Genomic DNA, 21045 nt, shown 5'->3' on the forward strand with positions numbered 1-21045 from the left:
ATGGGCGAGGGGGATAAGCATGACGCCTGAGGATAGGATTCATGCGCTTGGCATCTGGCAGGGCCCGATCGACATTTCGCCGATAACAGGCGGCATCACCAACAGGAATTATCTGGTCAGCGATGCGGTCGCGCGCTGCGTGGTCAGGCTCGGCACCGATATTCCGATCCACCACATCAGCCGGCAGAACGAGCTTGCCGCAAGTTATGCCGCCCATGCGGCGGGCATATCGCCCGCCGTCATCCATCATTCGCCCGGCGTACTGGTGCTCGAATATATCGAGGCGAGGGCGCTTTCGCCGGACGACATCAGGGCGCCGGAGATGCTTTCCCGCGTCATCCCGCTGGTGCGCGCCTGCCATCGCGATATCGCCCGGTATTTCCGCGGCCCGGCGATGATCTTCTGGGTCTTCCACGTCATCCGCGATTATGCCGCCAGCCTGAAGGCATCCGGAAGCGCCTATCTTTCCCTGCTGCCGGAACTGATCGATAGGGCCGAGATGCTGGAACAGGCGGCAGGACCTTTCGAGATCGCCTTCGGCCACAACGACCTGCTCGCCGCCAATTTTCTCGACGACGGCAAGCGGCTTTGGCTGATCGACTGGGACTATGCCGGCTTCAACACGCCGCTGTTCGATCTCGGCGGACTGGCCTCCAACAACGAGTTTTCGCAAGCGGCCGAGCGCGCCATGCTGGAAACCTATTTCGAGCGGCCGCTGACATCAGATCTTGTCAGGCGTTACGACGCGATGAAATGCGCTTCGCTGCTGCGCGAGGCGCTCTGGAGCATGATTTCGGAAATCCATTCCACCATCGATTTCGATTATGCCGCCTATACGGCCGAAAATCTCGCGCGCTTCGAGCGCGCCTATCAAGCCTTTGAACAGGATCGATAAATGACGAGACAATTACCGAAGACGGCAAAAGCCGTGGTCATCGGCGGCGGCATCATCGGCTGCTCGACAGCCTATCATCTCGGCAAGCTCGGCTGGACCAATACCGTGCTGCTCGAACGCAAGAAGCTGACCTCAGGCACGACCTTCCATGCCGCCGGCCTGGTCGGCCAGCTGCGCACCAGCGCCAACATCACCCAGCTGCTCGGTTACTCCGTCGATCTCTACAAGCGGCTGGAAGAGGAAACCGGCCTCGGCACCGGCTGGAAGATGAATGGCGGCCTGCGGCTTGCCTGCAACGAGGAGCGCTGGACGGAAGTCAAACGCCAGGCGACCACGGCCCAATCCTTCGGCCTCGAAATGCAGTTGCTGACGCCGCAGGAGGCTTTCGATCTCTGGCCGCTGATGACGATTGACGATCTCGTCGGCGCCGCCTTCCTTCCCACGGACGGTCAGGCCAACCCTTCCGACATCACCCAGGCGCTGGCGAAAGGCGCGCGAATGTCCGGTGTTTCGATCTTCGAGGATACCGAAGTCCTCGATCTCGAAATCGACAAGGGAAAGATCCGCGCCGTCATCACCGCTGAGGGGCGCATCGAATGCGAGCGCGTCATCGTCTGTGCCGGCCAGTGGACGCGCGCCTTCGCCGCCCGTTTCGGTGTCAACGTGCCGCTGGTCTCCGTCGAGCATCAATACATCATCACCGAATCCTTCGGTGTGCCCTCTAACTTGCCGACGCTGCGCGATCCCGATCGCCTGACCTATTACAAGGAGGAGGTCGGCGGCATCGTCATGGGCGGTTACGAGCCGAACCCGATTGCCTGGGCGGAGAAAGGCATTCCCGAAGGTTTTCACTACACGCTGCTGGACAGCAATTTCGACCATTTCGAGCAGATCATGGAACAGGCGCTCGGGCGCGTTCCGGCGCTGGAGAATGTCGGCGTCAAGCAGCTCTTGAACGGCCCGGAAAGCTTCACGCCCGATGGCAATTTCATTCTCGGCGAGGCGCCGGAACTCAAGAATTTCTTCGTCGGCGCCGGCTTCAACGCCTTCGGCATCGCGTCCGCCGGCGGCGCAGGCATGGCGCTTGCCGAATGGGTGACGAAGGGAGAGCCGCCCTACGATCTCTGGCCGGTCGACATTCGCCGCTTCGGACGTCCGCATTTCGATACCGACTGGGTGCGCACCCGCACGCTCGAAGCCTATGGCAAACATTACACGCTGGCCTTTCCCTTCGAGGAATATGCGAGCGGCCGCCCCTGCCGCAAGTCGCCGCTCTATGACCGGCTGAAGGCGCAGGGCGCCTGTTTCGGTGAAAAGCTCGGCTGGGAGCGGCCGAACTGGTTCGCCGATCTCTTCGCCAATGAGGAGCCGAAGGATATTTACAGCTACGCCAGACAGAACTGGTTCGAGGCGGTCGGCCGCGAGCACAAGGCGGTGCGTGAGGCGGCGGTCATCTTCGACCAGACCTCGTTCGCCAAATTCGTGCTGAAGGGCAGGGATGCCGAGGCGGCGCTCTCCTGGATCGCTTCCAACGACGTCGCAAAACCGGTGGGCTCGCTCATCTACACCCAGATGCTGAACGACAAGGGCGGCATCGAATGCGATCTGACCGTCGCCCGCATCGCCGAGGACGAATATTACATCGTCACCGGCACCGGTTTCGCCACCCATGATTTCAATTGGATCGCACGCAATATTCCGGCGGACATGCATGCCGAACTGGTCGACGTCACCTCAGCCTATTGCGTGTTGTCGCTGATGGGACCGAACTCCCGCGCCGTGCTGGAAAGGGTGACGGGCAGCGATGTTTCGAACGCGGCATTCCCCTTCGGCCAGGTGAGAACCATCGGCATATCGGGCTGCCCGGTGCGGGCGCTGCGCATCACCTATGTCGGCGAACTCGGCTACGAACTGCACGTCCCCATCGAATATGCGACCACGGTCTATGACGTGCTGATGGCCGCCGGCGGCGAGTTCGGCCTCATCAATGCCGGCTACCGCGCCATCGAGAGCTGCCGCCTGGAAAAGGGCTATCGCGCCTGGGGCTCCGATATCGGCCCCGACCATACGCCTGTCGAGGCCGGTCTCGGCTGGGCGGTGAAGACGCGCAAGAAAATTCCCTTCCGCGGCCGCGAGGCGATCGAGCGGCAGCTTGCGGGCGGCGTGAAGAAGCGCCTTGCCTGCTTCGTTCCCGATGATCCCGATACCGTGCTGCTCGGCCGCGAAACGATCTATCGCGACGGCAAACGTGTCGGCTGGCTCTCGAGCGGCGGCTTCGGTTATACGGCGGGCAAGGCGATCGGTTACGGCTACATCCGCAACGCCGATGGCGTCACGGAGGATTTTGTTCTCTCCGGCGCCTATGAGCTCGACGTCGCCAGGGAGCGTATCCCTTGCAAGGTCTCGCTGGCGCCGCTCTACGATCCCGACATGTTGCGGGTGAAGGGCTGATGACGCAAAGTGACGAAAAGAGAGGGCGTACCGTGTGGCACCCCCCTCTCTTCTGCTGAAGAAAAGATCAAGCTCTCAAAACAGCGGCAACCGATCGTCCTGGATCAGAATCTCCAGCTTGTCCGATACATCCTGCGTCCACGCCCGATGTCCTGTCAAAGCTGACGGGAAAAGTCCCGGAAGGGTGAAAAGCGCGGCCGAGAGCGCCGGGCCGGTGCGGGGTACATCGGCGATGAGGGCGGCGATTTCCTGAGCGCGGGGATCGCGCAGTTCGTAGCGTTCGCCATTGCCGTGTTCGCCGATCGCATAGCGCATCCATGCCGCGACGGCGATCGCATAGGTCTCCGCCCGGTCGCCATGGGCCAGCGCTTCGCATGCCGGCTCCAGCAGCCGCTGCGGCAGCTTTTGCGTGCCGTCCATGGCGATCTGGTAGGTGCGGTGCGCGATCGCCTTATTTGCAAAGCGTGCTATCAATTCATTGGCGTATTCATCGAGATCGATGCCCGGCACGGCATCGAGCGTTCTCGCGGCCGCGTGCATGTGGCGGTAGGCCAGGGCGGCAAGGGCCGCATCGTCCATCACGTCACGGATGAATTCATAGCCGCCGATATAACCGAGATAGGCAAGCAGCGAATGGGCTCCGTTCAGCATCCTGAGCTTCATCTTTTCGTAAGCCGAGACGTCCTCGACCATCAGCGCGCCGCGCACTTTTTCCCAGGCCGGCCGGCCATTGACGAAATGATCTTCGATGACCCATTGCGTAAAGGGCTCCGTCTCGATCGCCGCCATGTCGCTGCGTCCGGTCAGCCGTTCGGCGTCGGCATAGGTCGCTTCGGTGCTTGCGGGCGTGATGCGGTCGACCATCGTCGACGGGAAGGGCACATTCGTCTCGATCCAGCGATGCAGGTCGGCATCGATGCGGGAGGTGAATTCCAGCACGAGGCGCTTCAGCACCGCGCCGTTGCTCGGCAGGTTGTCGCAACTGAGCGGCGTGAAGGGCGCGACACCCTTCTGCCGGCGGCGTGCGAGGCCCTCGACGAGATAGCCGATGACACCGCGCGGCGCATGCCGGTTGGCGAGGTCGGCGACGATATCGGGATGTTTGAGGTCGAGGCCGCCCGTTGCGGGATCGAAACCATAGGCCTTTTCCGTCACCGTCATGCTGACGATGCGGATAGCAGGGTCTTCGAGCCGCGCCAGCAGGCCGGCCGGATCGCGCGGCGCCACATGCGCCTTCAGGATCGAGCCGACCACCTCGGCCGCCGTGCCCGCGCTGTCGCGGATCAGCATCGTGTAGAGCCCGTTCTGGGCGGAGAGATTGTCCGCGACATCGGGCGTGCGCAGGCTCGCCACCTCGATGCCCCAGTCGCCGCCCGCGGCTGCGAGCGCAGCATCCGTGAAGGGCGCGAAATGGGCGCGGAAGAAGGCGCCCGGGCCGAGATGCAGGATGCCGGCCTTCAGCGCATTCCGATCATAGGCGGGAAGCTTCGCCGTCGGCGCAAGGCCGGTCACGTTCTGCAGTCTGTCGCTCACAGCTTGTAGGCCTTCTTTGCATTGTCATAGGAGAGTTCGCGCGCGACGATCTCGGCTTCCTCTAGGGAAATCCGGTGCTCGGCGGCGAGCTGCGCCAGGAAGCGGCAGACTTCGCGCCGCCAGACGTCGTGGCGGGCAGGAATGGACAGCAACGCGCGCGTATCGTCGTTGAACCCGGCGAGATTGGCAAAACCGGCCGTCTCCACCACCTGGTCGAGATAGCGGCGGATGCCGAGCGGGCTGTCATGGAACCACCAGGGCGGTCCGACCATCAGGCAGGGCCAGTGGCCGGCCATCGGCGCGAGTTCCCGGGCATAGGTCGTCTCGTCGAGCGTGAAGAGCAGGATGCGCAGGCCCGGCGCATGGCCGTATCTGGAAAGCAGCGCATTCAGGCCGCCGACCCAGTCCGTGCGTGTCGGGATATCGGCGCCCATATTGGGGCCGCGGGTCGCAAAGAGCCCGCTGTCGGTATTGCGCCTCGATCCGGCATGGATCTGCATCACCATGCCGTCCTCTGCCGAAAGGCCGGCCATTTCGGTCATCATCTGGCCGCGGAAAAGCTCTGCGTCGGCAGTCGAAAGCGGTCCTTTCAGCGCCTTGTCGAGCAATGCCTGCTTTTCGGCAAGCGGCAGGTCTGCGGTAAAGGCCGTGGGTACGCCGTGATCGGTCGCGGTCGCGCCGAACTGGCGGAAATAGGCGCGCCGGCGCCGATGCGCCTCGATCAGGCCGTCCCAGCGGGTCACGTCAGCGCCGGTGATCTCTCCGAACTTGACGAGATTGTCGCGGAAGCCGACGGCATCGGGATCGGTGACGCTGTCCGGCCGGTAGGTCGTGCGCACCTTGCCGATCCAGCCATCGGCAGCCATCTTCTGGTGATGGACGAGCGGGTCGAGCGCGCCTTCGGTGGTCGCGATCGTTTCGATGCCGAATCGCTGATGCAGCGCCCGCGGGCGGAATTCGGGAAGGGCGAGCTGGGCGTTGATGTGGTCGTAGAGCGCGTCGGCATTGTCCGATGTCAGCGGCTCGGTGCAGCCGAGCACGGCCGACATCGCGTGGTCGACCCAGAGGCTCGAAGGCGTTCCACGGAAGAGGTGATAATGCGCGGCAAAGGCCCGCCAGATCGCCCGCCCCTCAGCCACCGGCTTACCGTCGAGCCTGGGAACGCCGAGCTCGTCCAATGTCACGCCGACGCTGTGCAGCATGCGGAAGAGATAGTGATCGGGAATGACCAGCAGGGAAGCCGCATCTTCGAAGGGCTTATCGTCGGCGAACCATGAGGGTTCGGTATGCCCATGCGGGCTGACGATCGGAAGACCGCGCACCGTCTCGTAGAGGTCTCGCGCGATGGTCCGTATTGCCGGGTCGGCCGGAAAGAGCCGGTCCGGATGAAGAAAGCCGTTCCCTAGATCCATCAGTATTCCTCCCTGATGGATAAGGGCCTATCCCACAACATCAGGCGCGGCAAGGTCTTTCAGTAACCAGATGGTGCATTTTGCGCGGGCCTCGAAAGCATTGACGCGGCGACCTATTTCCGGTTTGGGAGAACCATCTGTTCTGCCGTTCCGACGAAGGAGGATCGATGTCCGAGGAGACGCACCGCATCACCCGGCTGGAGGAAATGCTGGCCCACCAGGCAAAGACGATCGAGGAGCTTTCCGATCAGCTCGCCGAGCAATGGAAAATCGTGGAGCAGATGCGCACCAAGCTCGATCGCTTGACCGAACGCTTCCTGTCGCTCGAGGAGCAGTCGCTGGAAGCCCCGGCGATCACCCGCCCGCCGCATTATTGACACGCGCAGGAATGCCGCCTGTTAAAATGCTGGAGCGTGCGTCCCGTGAGGGCTCGCGGCGTTCGAGCGGCCGGAAAGCGGTTTCGCATTTTGCGCCTTTGCGCTATAGCGCCAGGGGAAGCATTCGAACGAAAGACAGTCTCATGGCGGCCACCATACGTTATCACGAAGGCGATATCTCCGCGGCCGATGCCGCCCGTTATACCGGCGCGGTCGCGATCGACACCGAAACGCTCGGCCTGGTGCCGCGGCGTGACCGGCTCTGCGTCGTCCAGCTGTCGCCGGGTGACGGCACCGCCGATGTCATCCGCATCGCTGCCGGCCAGAAAGAGGCCCCCAATCTCGTCGCCCTGCTCGAAGATCCCACCCATCAGAAGATCTTCCATTACGGCCGCTTCGATATCGCCGTGCTCTTCCATACTTTCGGCGTCACGACGACGCCGGTCTTCTGCACCAAGATCGCCTCGCGGCTCAGCCGGACCTATACGGATCGGCACGGCCTCAAGGACAATCTCAAGGAGATGCTCGACGTCGATATTTCCAAGGCGCAGCAATCCTCCGACTGGGCGGCCGAGACGCTGTCTCCGGCGCAGCTCGAATATGCCGCTTCCGACGTGCTTTATCTGCACGCCCTGCGCGACAAGCTGACGGCACGGCTGATCCGCGACGGCCGGTTCGAGCATGCCACGGCCTGCTTCGAGTTCCTGCCGACCCGCGCCAAGCTCGACCTGCTCGGCTGGGAAGAGGCCGATATCTTCGCCCACAGCTGAGCGAATTGCCTTTCTGCCTGCTGACGATCGCCGTGGATGTGCCCGTCCGCGGCTGTTAGCGTTTCGTTAAGGTGTCTTTATTAAAATTCATTTTAATTTTTATGCATTCGTTGACGCCGGAATTGCGTCATGCGGACAGGAGGATCTGCGGGGATGCAAGGGACCGGATGAGCGCGGTCCTTTTATAGAGCCTGCTTTCATCGTCACTTTACGAAAGGGCATGCCATGTTGTCTCCCGTTCGTGCAGCGTCCAATGCAAGCTTTTCGTCCCAGGGTCAGACTGCGGCGATCGCCGCGGGCGGTCTCGGCCGGTCGGTGATCGCGCCGGCGCCCGTCAACGCGGTCGAGGCGGCTGACTTGAATTCCGCCATCGCCGGCAAGCTCAACATTCTGTTGCTTGCCGCGCGCGAGCGCATGGTCGATGCCCTGTTCGATGTCATCGATGCGGCCGGCCGCTCGATTTCGCTGGATCGCGGCGAGGACGAGACCAATCTTGCCTTTGCCTCCCGGCTTGCCGATGCGATACGGCAGCTGCCGGCCGCCAGGATCGACGCGGTCGAGCGCCAGCTGACCGCGCAGGGCCACAGCCTGCCGCTCCGGATGATCGCCGAAGCGCTGAAGAACCCGACAGGGCCGGAAGCCGCCCGCATCGTCGCCTATCTCGAGATCGTCCGCTACAAGGATCGCGATCTCGCCGCCCGCGCCGTCATGCGCTCCTATGGCCAGAACGATGCTTCGCCGATGCGCCCCGAAGCACGTCCGGAAATACAGCTGCACGAGGGCAGCCTGCCGGCCGCCACGCGTCAGCCGGCAGAGAAGGCGCCTGCGCCAGCCGATCCGCTGATCGAGGCCGAAATGAACGCGGCTGCCGAAGAAGCAGTCGTCGCCGAAGCCGTGGAAGCCGCTGATCCGGAAACGCCGCGGCCGGAAAACCGGGCTCAGTCCGCTCCGGTAACGGTAAGGGAAGCGGCCCCGGAGAAATCCGCGACCCGGGAGATCGAAACCCGCGAAGCTCTGCCGACGGAGACGACCGCGGCCGAGGAGATGACGGAAGCGCCCGTCGCCCAGCCGCGCACGACGTCGGAAAAGCTTGATCCCGTCATTCCCAGGAACTGGGCGGGAATTGTCGCCTCGATGACCGAAGAAGTCTCGGAGATGATCGCGACCATCATCCGCGAGCAGGATATCGAAGCCGTGGTGGAGGATGGTCCCGTCGAGGCGGCGGTGGAGATCGATGCGATCCTCGATGAAGCCGTCATCAGCGACGCGACCGAAACCTTGACGCGGCAGCCGGCGGAGCTTGCAATGCCCGATGCGCGCCAACCCGCAGCACCTCGCCCGCCGCAGATGGATATGGACATAGCGGCTGCGGCCGCCCGCCAGCCGAAAGACATCGCCGCGCAGCCAGATCCGATGCCGATGCCCGCTCCGGCCGAGGCTCCCTACCTGCCGCTGCAGGCAAGAATGCCCGAGGGACTTCCCTATGCCCCGCTGCCCTATCAATTCGCCAAGGATATGCCGGCGAATGAGACGGCCGGCGAAACGCACCACCAGCATCAGCATCATCGTGATGATGCTCCGGAGGATGAGCAGCAGGCGCAGTCCGGCGGCGAGGATGCCGAGCCCGATGGGGAAGAGACCGAGGCTCAGCCGGCACGCAGGACGCCAAGGATGATCGACGCCGAGCCGACGCCGCATCAGGCAAGCGCGGTCGCCGATCCTGTCTACGCGCTCTATCAGCGCATGGTCGGCTGGGAGTAGCAGGTTTTATCGTCTGAAAATGAAGAACCCGCCGGATTGCTCCGGCGGGTTCTTCAATTCAGAGACGGTTACGAGGCTTATTCGCCGCCGCGGTTCTTGAGCGCTGCGCCCAGGATGTCGCCGAGCGAGGCGCCCGAGTCGGACGAACCGAACTGAGCGACGGCTTCCTTCTCTTCCGCGATCTCCAGAGCCTTGATGGACAGCATGATCTTGCGGTCCTTCTTGGAGAAGTTGGTGACGCGGGCGTCGACGACCTGGCCGACCGAGAAGCGCTCAGGACGCTGCTCGTCGCGGTCGCGGGCGAGGTCGGCGCGACGGATGAAGGAAGTGATGTCCTCGTGGCTGACGAGCTTCACTTCGATGCCGCCGTCGTTGATGGCGATAACTTCGCACGAAACGACTGCGTTCTTGCGCAGGTCGCCGGAGGCAGCGGCTTCGCCGACAGCATCCTTGCCGAGCTGCTTGATGCCGAGCGAGATGCGTTCCTTCTCGACATCGACGTCGAGAACGACGGCCTTGACGACGTCACCCTTGTTGTACTCCTCGATGACCTGTTCGCCCGGACGATTCCAGTCGAGGTCGGAGAGGTGCACCATGCCGTCGACATCGCCGTCGAGGCCGATGAACAGGCCGAATTCGGTCTTGTTCTTGACTTCGCCTTCGACTTCAGTGCCGGCCGGATGGCTGCGGGCGAATGCTGCCCACGGGTTTTCCAGCGTCTGCTTGAGGCCGAGCGAGATACGGCGCTTGGACGGATCGACTTCGAGAACGACGACTTCGACTTCCTGGCTCGTGGACAGGATCTTGCCGGGGTGAACGTTCTTCTTGGTCCAGGACATTTCCGAGATGTGGATCAGGCCTTCGATGCCCGGCTCCAGCTCGACGAACGCACCGTAGTCGGTGATGTTGGTGACGGTACCGGAAATCTTCTTGCCTTCCGGATACTTGGCCTGGATGCCATCCCACGGATCGGACTCGAGCTGCTTCATGCCGAGCGAGATGCGGTGGGTTTCCTGGTTGATGCGGATGATCTGAACCTTGACCTGCTGGCCGATGTTCAGGATTTCCGACGGATGGTTCACACGGCGCCATGCCATGTCGGTGACGTGCAGCAGGCCGTCGATGCCGCCGAGGTCGACGAACGCACCGTAATCGGTGATGTTCTTGACGACGCCGTCGACAACCTGGCCTTCTTCGAGGTTCTGAACGATTTCAGAACGCTGCTCGGCACGGGATTCTTCCAGAACCGTACGGCGCGAAACCACGATGTTGCCGCGGCGCTTGTCCATCTTGAGGATTTCGAAGGGCTGCGGGTTGTGCATCAGCGGAGTGACGTCGCGGATCGGGCGGATGTCGACCTGCGAACGCGGCAGGAAGGCGATCGCACCGTCGAGGTCGACCGTGAAGCCGCCCTTGACCTGGTTGAAGATCACGCCTTCGACGCGCTCGCCGGCTTCGAACTTGGCTTCGAGCTTGATCCAGCTTTCTTCGCGGCGAGCCTTCTCGCGCGACAGAACGGCTTCACCAAGCGCGTTTTCGATGCGCTCGACATAGACTTCGACTTCGTCGCCGACCTTCAGCGAACCGTCCTTGGCGCGTGCGCCGAATTCCTTGAGCGCGATGCGGCCTTCGACCTTCAGGCCGACGTCGACAACGGCGACATCCTTTTCGATGCCCGTGACGATACCCTTGGTGACATAGCCTTCAGCCAGATCGTTCTTGGCAAAGGACTCTTCGAGAAGGGCCGCGAAATCCTCGCGAGAGGGAGTTGCTACTGACATAAAATCTCCTGCGTGGCCTTCGATAGCTTCAAGGCCCACGTATGCGCCGGTTGGTTCGTGTTGAATGGGCCTGAACCCAGTCCGCCCTCTTTCACGAAGGCAATCCGGCGCTTGGACGGAATTTCAGGCTTGCTTTGCATGAGCGTCCCGCGCACGAAGCGCGGAAAACCGCTTATTTAGGCATTTCGGCTCAAGGCGGCGTCGATGATCGACTTAGCGGCTTGAAACGCGGCCTCTATACTCATTTCCGACGTATCAAGCAAGTGCGCATCATCGGCTGGTTTCAAAGGGCTGTCGGCCCGCCCCATGTCCCGTTCGTCGCGTCGCTTGACGTCTTCGAAGATCGCATCGAAATCCGCCGTCCCCCCCTTGCCGAGGATCTCGTCGTAGCGGCGTCTGGCACGCACCTCCGGCGACGCCGTCACATAGAGCTTCACCGGCGCATCGGGGCAGACGACCGTGCCGATATCGCGTCCGTCGAGCACCGTTCCCGGCGTCTTTGCCGCAAAACGGCGCTGCGCTTCGACCAGCGCCCGGCGCACCGGCGGCATCACCGCGATCTTCGAGGCGGCTTCGCCGATCTCGTGCTTGGACAGCATATCGCGATCCAGCCCCGCCAATTCAACCTCCCGCGCGATCTTTTCCGCCACAGCCTCGTCGTCGAACGGCAGGCCGGCATCGAGCAGCGCCTTGGCCGTGGCGCGATAGGTCAGGCCGGTATCGAGATGATGGAAGCCGTACTGCTCGGCGATGCGGCGCGACAGCGTGCCCTTGCCGGCGGCTGCCGGCCCGTCGATGGCGATGGTGAAAGTCTTCAGTGTCATGCGATCAATCCCTGCGGCGGCTGGTCCGGGCGGTGGCGGCTTGGGCCGGGAACCGAGCGACATTCCAGCAATCCTCTGTAAATGCGGCGCATTTCCCGGCAACCGTGACCTGGTCGGCGGCAATCTCGGCGCGGATTCTACCGCTGCCTCGGCTCGTTAACATGAACGTGTCGGCCGGTCATCCGCCGGCATGTGAAAAACCAGCGGCGCCGATCATAAAGTTTGGCTTTGACATGGGAAGCCGCAGCGATTAAGGGGACCGGCTTATAAATTCCGATGGAAAGCCGGCTTGAACGGCATTTGCCGAATCTTGGGTTCGGCCATTCTCACGAGGCTTATAGTGGCGAAAGCGGAACTTGGAACCAAGCGTACCGATCCGGAAACCGGCAAGAAATTCTACGATCTGAACCGGGATCCGATCGTCTCCCCTTATACCGGCAAGTCCTATCCTCTCTCCTTCTTCGAGGAAACCTCGGCGATCGCCGACGTTGCCGAGGAAGACGAGGTTGCGGAAGTCGATACCGAAAACACGGAAGTCGAACTGGTTTCGCTCGAGGACGCCGAGGACGGCGCGAGCGGCGACGACATCCCCGACATGGGCGATGACGACGTCGAAATCGAAGGCGATGACGACGACACCTTCCTCGAGGCCGACGAAGACGACGATGACGACGACATGAGCGACATCATCGGCGTGACCGGCGACGAAGACGAAGTCTGACGGCTGCATTTCGGCCCGGACGATAAAAATTATCCCGGGCCGATTTTTTAGGCTTGCCATCTGCGAAAACCGCAAGTAATAAGCCGCCACTCCAGAGGAAACGCCCTCCGGAATATCCCAGGACCGGCCCACGCCGGACCACCCTTGATGGGGCTATAGCTCAGCTGGGAGAGCGCTTGCATGGCATGCAAGAGGTCAGCGGTTCGATCCCGCTTAGCTCCACCAAATTTCCCGATATTCAAAGTTATGCAATAAATACAAATCGTTGCGTTCGCCATTCTCACTTTCGAGTGCCCAAGAAAGTACCCATAACGTGCACCCAGAGGGTTTCGGTACCAACTGCCAAACGCCGGTCACTGTACGCGCTAAGCCATCCGACACACTAAAAGCGACCGTTCGTGAACATCGCATCATCCCGAATAAATACCCAAAGTGTGATTCTATGGATGTGGTGCCGTTGAGTTGCAGCTTTGAAGCTCAATGAGGCCCCGCGCCGACACAATTTCCTAAAAGCTCCACAGAGCACTTCACACCCCCAATTGCCATAAAGACCTCAAGAGGCTTTTGGTTGATTAGGAGCGCTAATCTATAGGCTACCAGCCGCCACAGGAATGGCAGGGTCTCTTCGGAGGTGACAAAATTTCGGGCAGAGCGCATCTTGCAGCGACCGCCGCCTTCCTCCGTTTCGAGTGGTGATGTCCTTCCAGAGGTGAAGTCGAGGCCGCGCAGCGGTCTTTGGTGTGCAGACAAGGAGGCAGCCATCCGGCCCATTCCCCCCCCCCCTGAAATGTTCTTATTATGTTCCCATTTGGAAGGAATCAAGATCTCGAATGCAAGCATCGCTCAAGATGCCAAATGATTCGATCTCAATCTTTTCAAGCACTTGGAATCGTAGGCTTTTATTCGGCAAGCACCATTTCAGGTGCCGCGCGGCAGCTGATCCGAGGACAAAAACAGCTTGCTAAATTGACCTATATGTGCCTATGCCGAATCTGTAGGCTGTAACTAATTGAAAAGAAAGATATATTTTATCCTATGACCCGATGCAAATTAAAGTTAACAAACTCGCTTCTTGTCAAGGGGCATAGAAAGTAGTAAGAAAATGCTGTTCCGAGGGATACCTTGCGAACAAAAAAGGCCCCGCCTAAGCGGAGCCAATTGGGGTGAATATCCGTTCTGGGTTCTAATGGCTCTGACTGCGCGCCTAACGCGGCCAGCGCCTGCAGTGTGAAGCAACATGCTCCCACTGCCCCAGGCGGAACCGCCAGTAGTTCCTTACGGACACTGGCCGGTGTAGGGGACATGCGATGCGCATAGCATCCTCCTTCCCGTAAGAAAGCGGATAGGCCAGCTCGCCTCTTCGACAGGTGCTCCGCCGAAGCTCAACGCCTCCCAAGGTACTTGCGTATAGCAAAGCTCCGGAAGAGTTGTCCCGACTCTTTATTAGATCAAATTTGACGATTCTGCAAGGCGCCCCCTATGGATGTCGCGCTATTCGCTCATACGGGACCGCTGGCGGCGGTTTCGAGATGGAAATGGCGTTGACTCCGTGCGGACGAGAATCCGCGCCTATGGCCATTTATTTTAATTTTTAGGCCGGTCCATTTGTGCTGTACTCGACATACGTGGGGTGATTGTGGGAGCGCTTTGGCAAACTTCAATAGATTTATGGGTCGCGCACCTCAGAGGTCACCTACGTGCCAGACCGCGCGATTCCCTCGGTACCCCTTGATGGGCATTTCCGCTGCGAAATGCCGCTTCGGCCGCACCTGAGATCAGCGCAATGGCATTGGTAGGTTGCGGATCATGGACTCCCATGGCTAATCTTGATTGTGCCGAGAGAGGGGTAACGAACACCATGACGGACGAAGCCAGCGGTCAACTTATCAGCTATGGAGCAGCTTTCGCTGGCGATCTCATTTCGCTGCTAGTGCCCGGAGGAGGTCTCTTTAGCAAGCTAGCTGATGGATACGTGGCAAAGCGTCGACAAGAGGCAATCGAGGTATGTCTTGAGGAGTTGTCTCGCGGAAAGGAGGAATACGTCGAGGCAGATATGGAGCCTTTCGTCGTCATATTGCTACGCTACTCGAAAGCCGTGGCCGATGGCGCAAGCATGAAAAATCTTCGGATACTTGCCCAGATTATTGCTGGTCTGAAAAAGAACAAGGCATTGAGCGGCGACTTATTCCAGAGGTGGGCTGGCATTCTTGAGCATATGACCCGCGACGAACTTATGCTAATCGGCCAAGGGATAATCATAGAGCAGACATCTGGGTCAAATGTTCAGGACCTTAATAAGGACTTCTGGAATCTGATAACAGAGAAGATGATTACCGGGGGGTACAGCAAAGAGGAACTTTCTGCGCTAGGAGCTTCCGTGAGCAGATACGGACTACTGGTACCCGTCAGTGCATGGGACGGCATCCTCTACGTCCCGAGCCCGTGGCTCGCAGATCTTGCTCGTTTGGTTGACCCCACGACAATGACGAACGTGGATTAGTTCGCGGGCATTAATCTCAATAGGGCAAGCTTTTGTGAGCACTCGCGCGGCTCTCTTTAAACAGCTCCACATAAGTGCCCCTGAATTTCGAGGTTGTTGGTCGCAATCTGTGTGAGACCCTGGGGGTACCTATGGCTGGTCACACTACACCAGGCCCCTTCACGTACTAGCGCCAAAGGCGCAATCTGTTTAACGTCACCACCTGTCCGAGCGCCATGCCGGACAGGCCGCAGGCCTATCTTCCATGGACCAAGCAATTGAAAAATTTTTGGAGGAGATGTTATCATGCGCGTGTTCCTGCCCGTATTGCTTCTTGCCGGTGGCATTTTGAGCCAGCCCGCCTCAGCCCTTGATCTTCCCGCTACGCCGCCTGCGGATCGGCCGCTGAAGGAATTCGTCACGTCGGTCGAAACCGACGGGTCGATCACCTTCCGCCTCTATGCTCCCGCGGCAAAAGCTGTTGCCGTGGTTCTCGGCGCGCGCGATCCGCTTGCGCTCAAGCGCGGCGAGGACGGCGTATGGAGCGTCAGGACCGAACCGCTGAAGCCCAATCTCTATGAGTATTATTTCAATATCGATGGGTTTCGCAGCATCGATACCGGCACCAACGCACCCAAGCCGCAACGGCAGGTGAACACCAGCCTCGTCCTGGTGCCCGGCGGCATCCTCGACATTCGCAATGTTCCGCACGGCGACCTGCGGCTGGTGACGCTGCATTCGGAGGCGCTCAATGCGGAGCGGCAGATGTATGTTTATACGCCGCCCGGTTACAGCGACGCTTCCAAGCCTCTGCCGGTCGTCTATCTCTATCACGGCTTCGGCGACACGGTCGGCTCCTGGGTCGAGCAGGGCCGGGCGCCGCAGATCCTCGACAATCTTCTGGCGGAGCAGAAAATCGAGCCGATGATCGTCGTCATTCCGGACACCGAAACCGATGTGCCCGGTGCGATTCCCGAGGATTTCCCCGGCGCCGACCGTCGGAAGAACTTCTATCCCAAAAACGCTGAAGCCGCGGATCGCGAGCTTGTCGAAGACCTCATTCCCTACATAGAAAAACATTATCGGGTGCGCAACGATGCGGACGGGCGCGCGGTCGCGGGACTGTCGCAGGGCGGATATCAGGCGCTCGTTTCCGGTCTTTCACACCTCGGCACCTTCGGATGGATCGCGACATTCAGCGGGGTCAGCACGACCACGGTGCCGAACGAGGCGGTCGAGGCTGCGCTGAACGATCCCGACAGGATCAACAAGGCGCTGCGCGGCTTTACCGTGACGGTGGGAACGAAGGATCAGGTCACCGGCACTGATATAGCCGGCCTCAAGGCGATACTGGACGAAAGGAAGATCGCCCACGACTACCAGGACTATCCCGACCTCCAGCACGAAATGGATGTCTGGCGGCCGTCGCTGATAGCCTTCCTGGAGAAAGCCTTCAAGAAATAGAGGGGCTCGCTCGGCGCAACCTCAGGAGTGGCATGAAACAGGCGCGTCGCAGGAATCACGTTCGTTGCGACGCGCTGGAATTCATGCCGTCGCGCCAAAGCTCACGGCAGCCCGCAGACGCGTATCTCTGGGGCTTTCCCCAAAAGCGCTGCGGTAGATCGCTGAAAACCGACCCGGATGAAAGAAGCCCCAGGTCGTACAGATGTCACGCAGGGTTTGCTGGTTCAGGGGATCGCGCAGCTGGTCGTGAACGGCTTTCAGCCGGATCGTGCGCAGGTAGGCGCCTGGCGAGGTTCCCCGGAAGGTCTTGAAGCCGGTTTGCAGCGCGCGCAGTGAAATTCCGACGTCGTCGGCCACCATCGACATGGTGAAAGGCTCGGCGATGTTGGCGTGCATGTAATCGATCGCGCGTCGGACATGCCATGGGGCAACCGCGGATACTTTCTTCCTCTCGAAATGACCGGAAAGACGGTGCTGGGCGAAGCGGATCACCAGATCGGCCAGCGCCTCGCTCATCGTCGACAAGGCAAGCGGGGAGGAAAGGAGCGGCCCGCCATTGCGCATGCCCTGTATGATCGTCTGCGTCAGGTTGCCGATGAGCCGGCCTGCCGGGGTTGTGAGGTCCACGACGGGCTCGAGGTCGAGCGATTCGAGGGTCGGCGTTTCCAGGAGCGAAAACAGCGTCCGCCTCATCACCTTCCAATCCAGGAAAAGCACGTCCGAGCAATGCGGACCATGGACCACCCGATCGTCGGCCTCATGATTGTTGGCCATGAGAAGCCGCCCCGGTCCGCCGTTGACGCTCTTCTTGCCAACGGTCAGTTCAATGGATCCCGCGTGGGGAATGAAAAATGCAAGATGCTGCGGGCTCTCGTCGAGCGTCCGGATTTTCCAGGATGTCGGATAGACCGAGTGAAGCGATGTCAGCGGCCCGCCGGCTCTCAAGTCCCCCGCCCAGTTGAAGGCTCGCTCGTCACCCAGCGGCTTCGCACCGAAGACTCCGTAACTCGACGTGAAGGCCTGCACCATCGATTCGAAGTCGCTGCCTTCATGGGTCGGCACGAAGCCGTAGTCACGCTCGCGCCGCGAACTATCAGATCTTAACCATACCATACAGCTCGGCTCTTTCCGTTTTCCACAACCCGCCGGTCCAAACGCCCTCTTCTATCTCGGGCGGCATGGTTATATCCTTCCCTTCCAACGCTCAGAATCAGTCTCCCTTTCTCTTCCCCAAATGCTCATCCCGGCTGGCTCGGCCAATCTTGATGCGACAGGCAGGACCTCGGTTTGGCAGAAGCAAAGCACTTCCGACGAGTTTCACACCCCCAGTGTAAATCAAAATGATCCGAAAATGAAGTACGTCCCTCTAGACCATGTCGCACCGCATTTCCTGCGGGACGCTCAGCCTTTGCGGGTGGCCTCCCGCAATGAGCGGGATCTTTTGCGACTGATCTGGAAATCGCCCGGCATCGAACGCTCCGACCTGACCGAGCCGCTCGATCTCACCCAGCAATCGCTGCACAGGATCGTCGGACGGCTCCATGATCGGGGAATGCTCGTCTTGTCGCCATCGGAAAGCCGGCGCCCCGGGCCGCCGAGCCCGGAGCTCTCGCTCTGCAGGGATTGGTGCCTGACGCTCGGCATCTCCGTGAACGTCGGTTCGATCGGCCTCTGCCTCATGGGGTTCGGAGAACCTCTGGAGAATATGGAAATTGCCCAGTCGGGATCGTCGCTGGCCCTGGAGATGGAGCGGATCGAAGCGGCGGTCGAAGACCTTCTCGCCCGCCGCGGCGCCAAACGGCGCGACATTCTCGGCGTCGGTCTCGCGGTCGCCGGCCACCGCATGCTGGAAACGGCCTTCAATTGCCCGCTGCCGCTCGCGCATTGGTCATTGATCGATCTCGCGCCTCTGCTCGGAGAGCAGCTCGGCTTGCCGGTCTGGGCAGACAATGTGGCCAGGACCGCGGCTTTGGCGGAGGCGATTTTCGGTGTCGGCCGCGATGTCGCGGATTTCGCCTATATCGCTCATCTTCACGGATATGGCGGCGGCCTCGTTTCCGGCGGCATGCCGTTTCGCGGCAGCTTCGGCAATGCCGGCGAATATTCCGTTCTGTTCGGGCGTCAGGACTATGACGACCGTCCCGCGCTCAGCGTCTTGCTTCGCGACCTCCATGCCAGGGGCCGTCCCGATTTGACGCTGAAGGATCTGAAAAACGAAAATCTGGTGGAGTGGGACGGCGTTGCCGAGTGGGTCGACCGCGTCACGCCTGCGCACAACCGCACCATCAACGCGATCTGCGCGGTCTTCGACCCGGCATTGATCGTTCTTGGCGGCGAGCTTCCGCATTCGCTGGCAAGGATGCTCATCGAAAGGACCGAATTCAACAACCTGCCTCGCCACGGCGCGTTGCGCGATGTCCCGCGGCTGGCCGTGGCGGAGGTCATCGATGCGCCCGGTGCGATCGGCGCGGCCCTGATCCCCTTGTTCGAGACCGTTTTGTAGCGAGGCGGTGGTGCTCACCGCTCGGCGGTGATCGCCCCTTCGGCAATAAGAACCTCATGGGCGGCCTTGAAGGCCTCCAATCCGGCCGGGATTCCGGAATAGACGGTGGCGTGGAGAAGGATTTCCTTTATCTCCTCGACGCTCACGCCGTTTTGGAGTGCTCCCTTGACGTGCAGCTTCAGTTCCGAAGGTTTCGAGAGCGCCGTCAGCATCGCGAGATTGAGCATGGAGCGGGTCTTTCGGTCCAAGCCCTCGCGGGTCCAGGTGGAGCCCCAGCACCATTCCGTCGTCAGTCGCTGGAAGGCCATCATGAAGTCGTCGGCCCTCTCCATGCTTCTGTCGACATATTCGGCGCCGAGCACGGCGCGGCGCATTTCCAAACCCTTTTCGAAAAGCTCGTTTTCAGCCACGTTATTCTCCTGGATTGAGAGGTTTCGGAGGGGCAGGTTCAGTGGGGCGACGAGATAGTCAAGGAAAAACATCCGTGATCCGGAACTGCCGACGGCTCTGCGGGCGCATCTGGCCGAGGCGAGCCGCCGCGGCCAATAATAGGCGGGGCCAGTCTCAGCGGCCGTAGGTGACCTCGAGCGACGCTTTAGCGAGCGTATTGGCCCTGACATAGAAGCCGACCATGGCGCCAGGCGCCGTATCCGGCAGGGGAAGCTTGTCCACCGACAAGGCATAGACGGTGAACTGATAATGGTGCGGCGCATCGCCGGCCGGCGGGCATGCGCCGCCATAGCCCGAGGTGCCGAAGTCGGTGCGGCCTTCCACGGCGCCGTCCGGAAGCTTCTTGTCGCCGCTTGCGCCGGTGGCGATCTTCGAGGCGTTTGCCGGAATGTTGAACACTGACCAGTGCCACCAGCCCGAGCCTGTGGGAGCATCCGGATCGTAGGCCATGATGGCGAAGCTCTCGGTGCCCTCGGGAGCGCCGGACCAGGCGAGATCGGGCGAAACGTTCTTGCCCGAGCAGCCGAAGCCGTTGAAGACCTGCGCGTCGGCCATCGGCTTGCCCTGGGTCAAATCGGCGGAGGTGAGCTTCATTTCGGCCTGTGCGGCGGTGGCGCCGAGAAGGGACGTGGCGAGAAGTGCTGTTACGAAACGCATTTTGCTTTCCTGCGGTTGATGACGCCGCAGAGCTATCGTCACCGGGAAAGCACGTCTGCCCCGCTATGCTCAACTTCTGTCCCGATCCGCTCAAACGGCTCCGATCCGTTGCGCACATGGCGCGGACTGACGCCAAACCGCTCCTTGAACCGCGCAGCGAACTGGGATGGCGAGTCGTATCCGACTTCGAGCGCAACCTGCGCCATGGACAGCGTGGTCGTTTGAACGAGGGCAAGCGCCCGGTTCATCCTCGTATCGCTCAGGATTTCGCTGAAGCCGCTATTCTCGGCCGACAGCCTGCGCCTGAGCGTCGCTTCGCTCATGTTGAACGCGTGCGCCGCATGCCGGAGCGTCCAGCCGAAGGCCGGATCTGTTTCGATCATCTGCCTCAGCCGGTCCTCGAGCCGGGGGCTCCGGCTTTGGCCGAGCACCGCGCCTGACAGCGCAAACCAGGTGACGAGCTCCATCAGGCGGGCCTTGGCGATGGCGACAGGAAGCCTGTCCAGATTGCCGGGCTGACAGCAATAGTCGAACAAATCAGCCGCTTCCGCAGGCATGCCGGAAGCGCGCGCGGGAAGAGGTATCGATGGCACGGCAATCGTGCCCATGCGGGCATAGGCATCCTCGAACACTTGCCGGGGAACGGGAAGGGCGACGGTCTGATACTGCTGCGGCGCCTTCGGAATGTTGTCCATCGTCAGAGGCTGATAATCCGGCAGCAGCCCATAGGCGCCCGCCTCGAGCCGCAAAGGCTCGTCGTTCGCGGCGACGAGCTTCGTTCCCGATTGCACCTGTATCAGCAAGGGGCTCGTATTGACGAGGCGATAGAAACAGGCCCGTCCGCCCTGTCGGATTAAGGCTCCGGTTGGAATGGGAAAATCCTGCTCCATGCTTTCCCCCGCGATACGATGATGGCTCATAAGCTCCGTCTGCCAGATCGCGAGACCGAAGCCAAGATGGCGAAGAC

At 61.1% G+C, this 21045-nt stretch carries 17 protein-coding genes and 1 tRNA gene; 10 read left to right on the forward strand and 8 right to left on the reverse strand.

All coding sequences use genetic code 11. The features are described 5' to 3' along the window. Positions 1-19 precede the first annotated feature (19 nt). A complete protein-coding gene (locus ATY78_RS14895; protein WP_088683095.1) occupies positions 20-895 on the forward strand; it encodes a phosphotransferase in 876 nt (291 codons plus the stop codon). Beyond that, positions 896-3346 (forward strand): FAD-dependent oxidoreductase, encoded by a 2451-nt coding sequence (locus ATY78_RS14900; protein WP_088683096.1) that lies wholly within the window; start codon positions 896-898, stop codon positions 3344-3346. A 75-nt stretch (positions 3347-3421) separates the two neighbouring features. Here ATY78_RS14900 and ATY78_RS14905 read toward each other — a convergent pair whose 3' ends face one another. Both ATY78_RS14905 and uxaC read right to left on the reverse strand, forming a co-directional pair. Next, positions 3422-4879 (reverse strand): mannitol dehydrogenase family protein, encoded by a 1458-nt coding sequence (locus ATY78_RS14905; RefSeq protein WP_088683097.1) that lies wholly within the window; start codon positions 4877-4879, stop codon positions 3422-3424. Beyond that, a complete protein-coding gene (gene uxaC / locus ATY78_RS14910; protein WP_088683098.1) occupies positions 4876-6291 on the reverse strand; it encodes a glucuronate isomerase in 1416 nt (471 codons plus the stop codon). The genes ATY78_RS14905 and uxaC overlap by 4 nt, the downstream gene beginning before the upstream one ends. A 167-nt stretch (positions 6292-6458) precedes the next feature. On the opposite strand from uxaC, the gene ATY78_RS14915 reads away from it, so the two are divergent. From ATY78_RS14915 to ATY78_RS14925, 3 genes are all read left to right on the forward strand, one after another. Beyond that, on the forward strand, positions 6459-6668 hold the full coding sequence (locus ATY78_RS14915) for a SlyX family protein (protein ID WP_088683099.1): 210 nt from the start codon (positions 6459-6461) through the stop codon (positions 6666-6668). 143 nt (positions 6669-6811) lie between these two features. After that, positions 6812-7438 carry a ribonuclease D gene (locus ATY78_RS14920; RefSeq protein WP_088683100.1) on the forward strand — a complete coding sequence of 209 codons (627 nt, stop codon included), beginning with the start codon at positions 6812-6814 and terminating at the stop codon, positions 7436-7438. Positions 7439-7663: 225 nt separating this feature from the next. After that, positions 7664-9199: a hypothetical protein gene (locus tag ATY78_RS14925; RefSeq protein WP_088683101.1), complete on the forward strand. Its 1536-nt coding sequence runs from the start codon at positions 7664-7666 to the stop codon at positions 9197-9199. Between the two features lie 77 nt (positions 9200-9276). On the opposite strand, the gene rpsA is transcribed toward ATY78_RS14925, so the two are convergent. Both rpsA and cmk read right to left on the reverse strand, forming a co-directional pair. Further along, positions 9277-10980 (reverse strand): 30S ribosomal protein S1, encoded by a 1704-nt coding sequence (gene rpsA, locus ATY78_RS14930; RefSeq protein ID WP_088683102.1) that lies wholly within the window; start codon positions 10978-10980, stop codon positions 9277-9279. Between the two features lie 176 nt (positions 10981-11156). Next, the gene (cmk, locus tag ATY78_RS14935) at positions 11157-11804 is read right to left on the reverse strand and encodes a (d)CMP kinase (RefSeq protein WP_088683103.1); all 648 of its coding nucleotides are present in this window, start codon (positions 11802-11804) and stop codon (positions 11157-11159) included. A gap of 340 nt (positions 11805-12144) precedes the next feature. On the opposite strand from cmk, the gene ATY78_RS14945 reads away from it, so the two are divergent. The 4 genes from ATY78_RS14945 to ATY78_RS14965 all read left to right on the forward strand — a co-directional run bounded on the left by ATY78_RS14945 (position 12145) and on the right by ATY78_RS14965 (position 16468). Then, positions 12145-12525 (forward strand): TIGR02300 family protein, encoded by a 381-nt coding sequence (locus ATY78_RS14945; RefSeq protein WP_088683128.1) that lies wholly within the window; start codon positions 12145-12147, stop codon positions 12523-12525. Between the two features lie 149 nt (positions 12526-12674). Beyond that, positions 12675-12750 (forward strand) — tRNA-Ala (locus ATY78_RS14950). A gap of 1633 nt (positions 12751-14383) precedes the next feature. Next, positions 14384-15025 (forward strand): hypothetical protein, encoded by a 642-nt coding sequence (locus ATY78_RS14960; RefSeq protein WP_190237465.1) that lies wholly within the window; start codon positions 14384-14386, stop codon positions 15023-15025. Between the two features lie 285 nt (positions 15026-15310). Further along, the gene (locus tag ATY78_RS14965; RefSeq protein ID WP_088683107.1) at positions 15311-16468 is read left to right on the forward strand and encodes an alpha/beta hydrolase-fold protein; all 1158 of its coding nucleotides are present in this window, start codon (positions 15311-15313) and stop codon (positions 16466-16468) included. A gap of 81 nt (positions 16469-16549) precedes the next feature. Here ATY78_RS14965 and ATY78_RS14970 read toward each other — a convergent pair whose 3' ends face one another. Then, positions 16550-17581, reverse strand: a complete 1032-nt coding sequence (locus ATY78_RS14970; RefSeq protein WP_088683108.1) for an AraC family transcriptional regulator — start codon at positions 17579-17581, stop codon at positions 16550-16552. A gap of 238 nt (positions 17582-17819) precedes the next feature. On the opposite strand from ATY78_RS14970, the gene ATY78_RS14975 reads away from it, so the two are divergent. Then, positions 17820-18971 carry an ROK family transcriptional regulator gene (locus ATY78_RS14975; protein WP_088683109.1) on the forward strand — a complete coding sequence of 384 codons (1152 nt, stop codon included), beginning with the start codon at positions 17820-17822 and terminating at the stop codon, positions 18969-18971. Between the two features lie 14 nt (positions 18972-18985). Here the strand turns inward: ATY78_RS14975 and ATY78_RS14980 are convergent, their stop codons facing one another. The 3 genes from ATY78_RS14980 to ATY78_RS14990 form a co-directional block, all read right to left on the reverse strand. After that, a complete protein-coding gene (locus ATY78_RS14980; protein ID WP_245313582.1) occupies positions 18986-19345 on the reverse strand; it encodes a carboxymuconolactone decarboxylase family protein in 360 nt (119 codons plus the stop codon). A 190-nt stretch (positions 19346-19535) separates the two neighbouring features. After that, complete coding sequence (locus ATY78_RS14985; protein WP_088683111.1) at positions 19536-20078, reverse strand: YbhB/YbcL family Raf kinase inhibitor-like protein; 543 nt, start codon at positions 20076-20078, stop codon at positions 19536-19538. A gap of 38 nt (positions 20079-20116) precedes the next feature. Beyond that, the gene (locus ATY78_RS14990) at positions 20117-20968 is read right to left on the reverse strand and encodes a helix-turn-helix transcriptional regulator (RefSeq protein WP_088683112.1); all 852 of its coding nucleotides are present in this window, start codon (positions 20966-20968) and stop codon (positions 20117-20119) included. Positions 20969-21045: the final 77 nt, after the last annotated feature.

It is taken from the genome of Rhizobium sp. R635 (genome assembly GCF_002211285.1).
GTDB lineage: Bacteria > Pseudomonadota > Alphaproteobacteria > Rhizobiales > Rhizobiaceae > Rhizobium.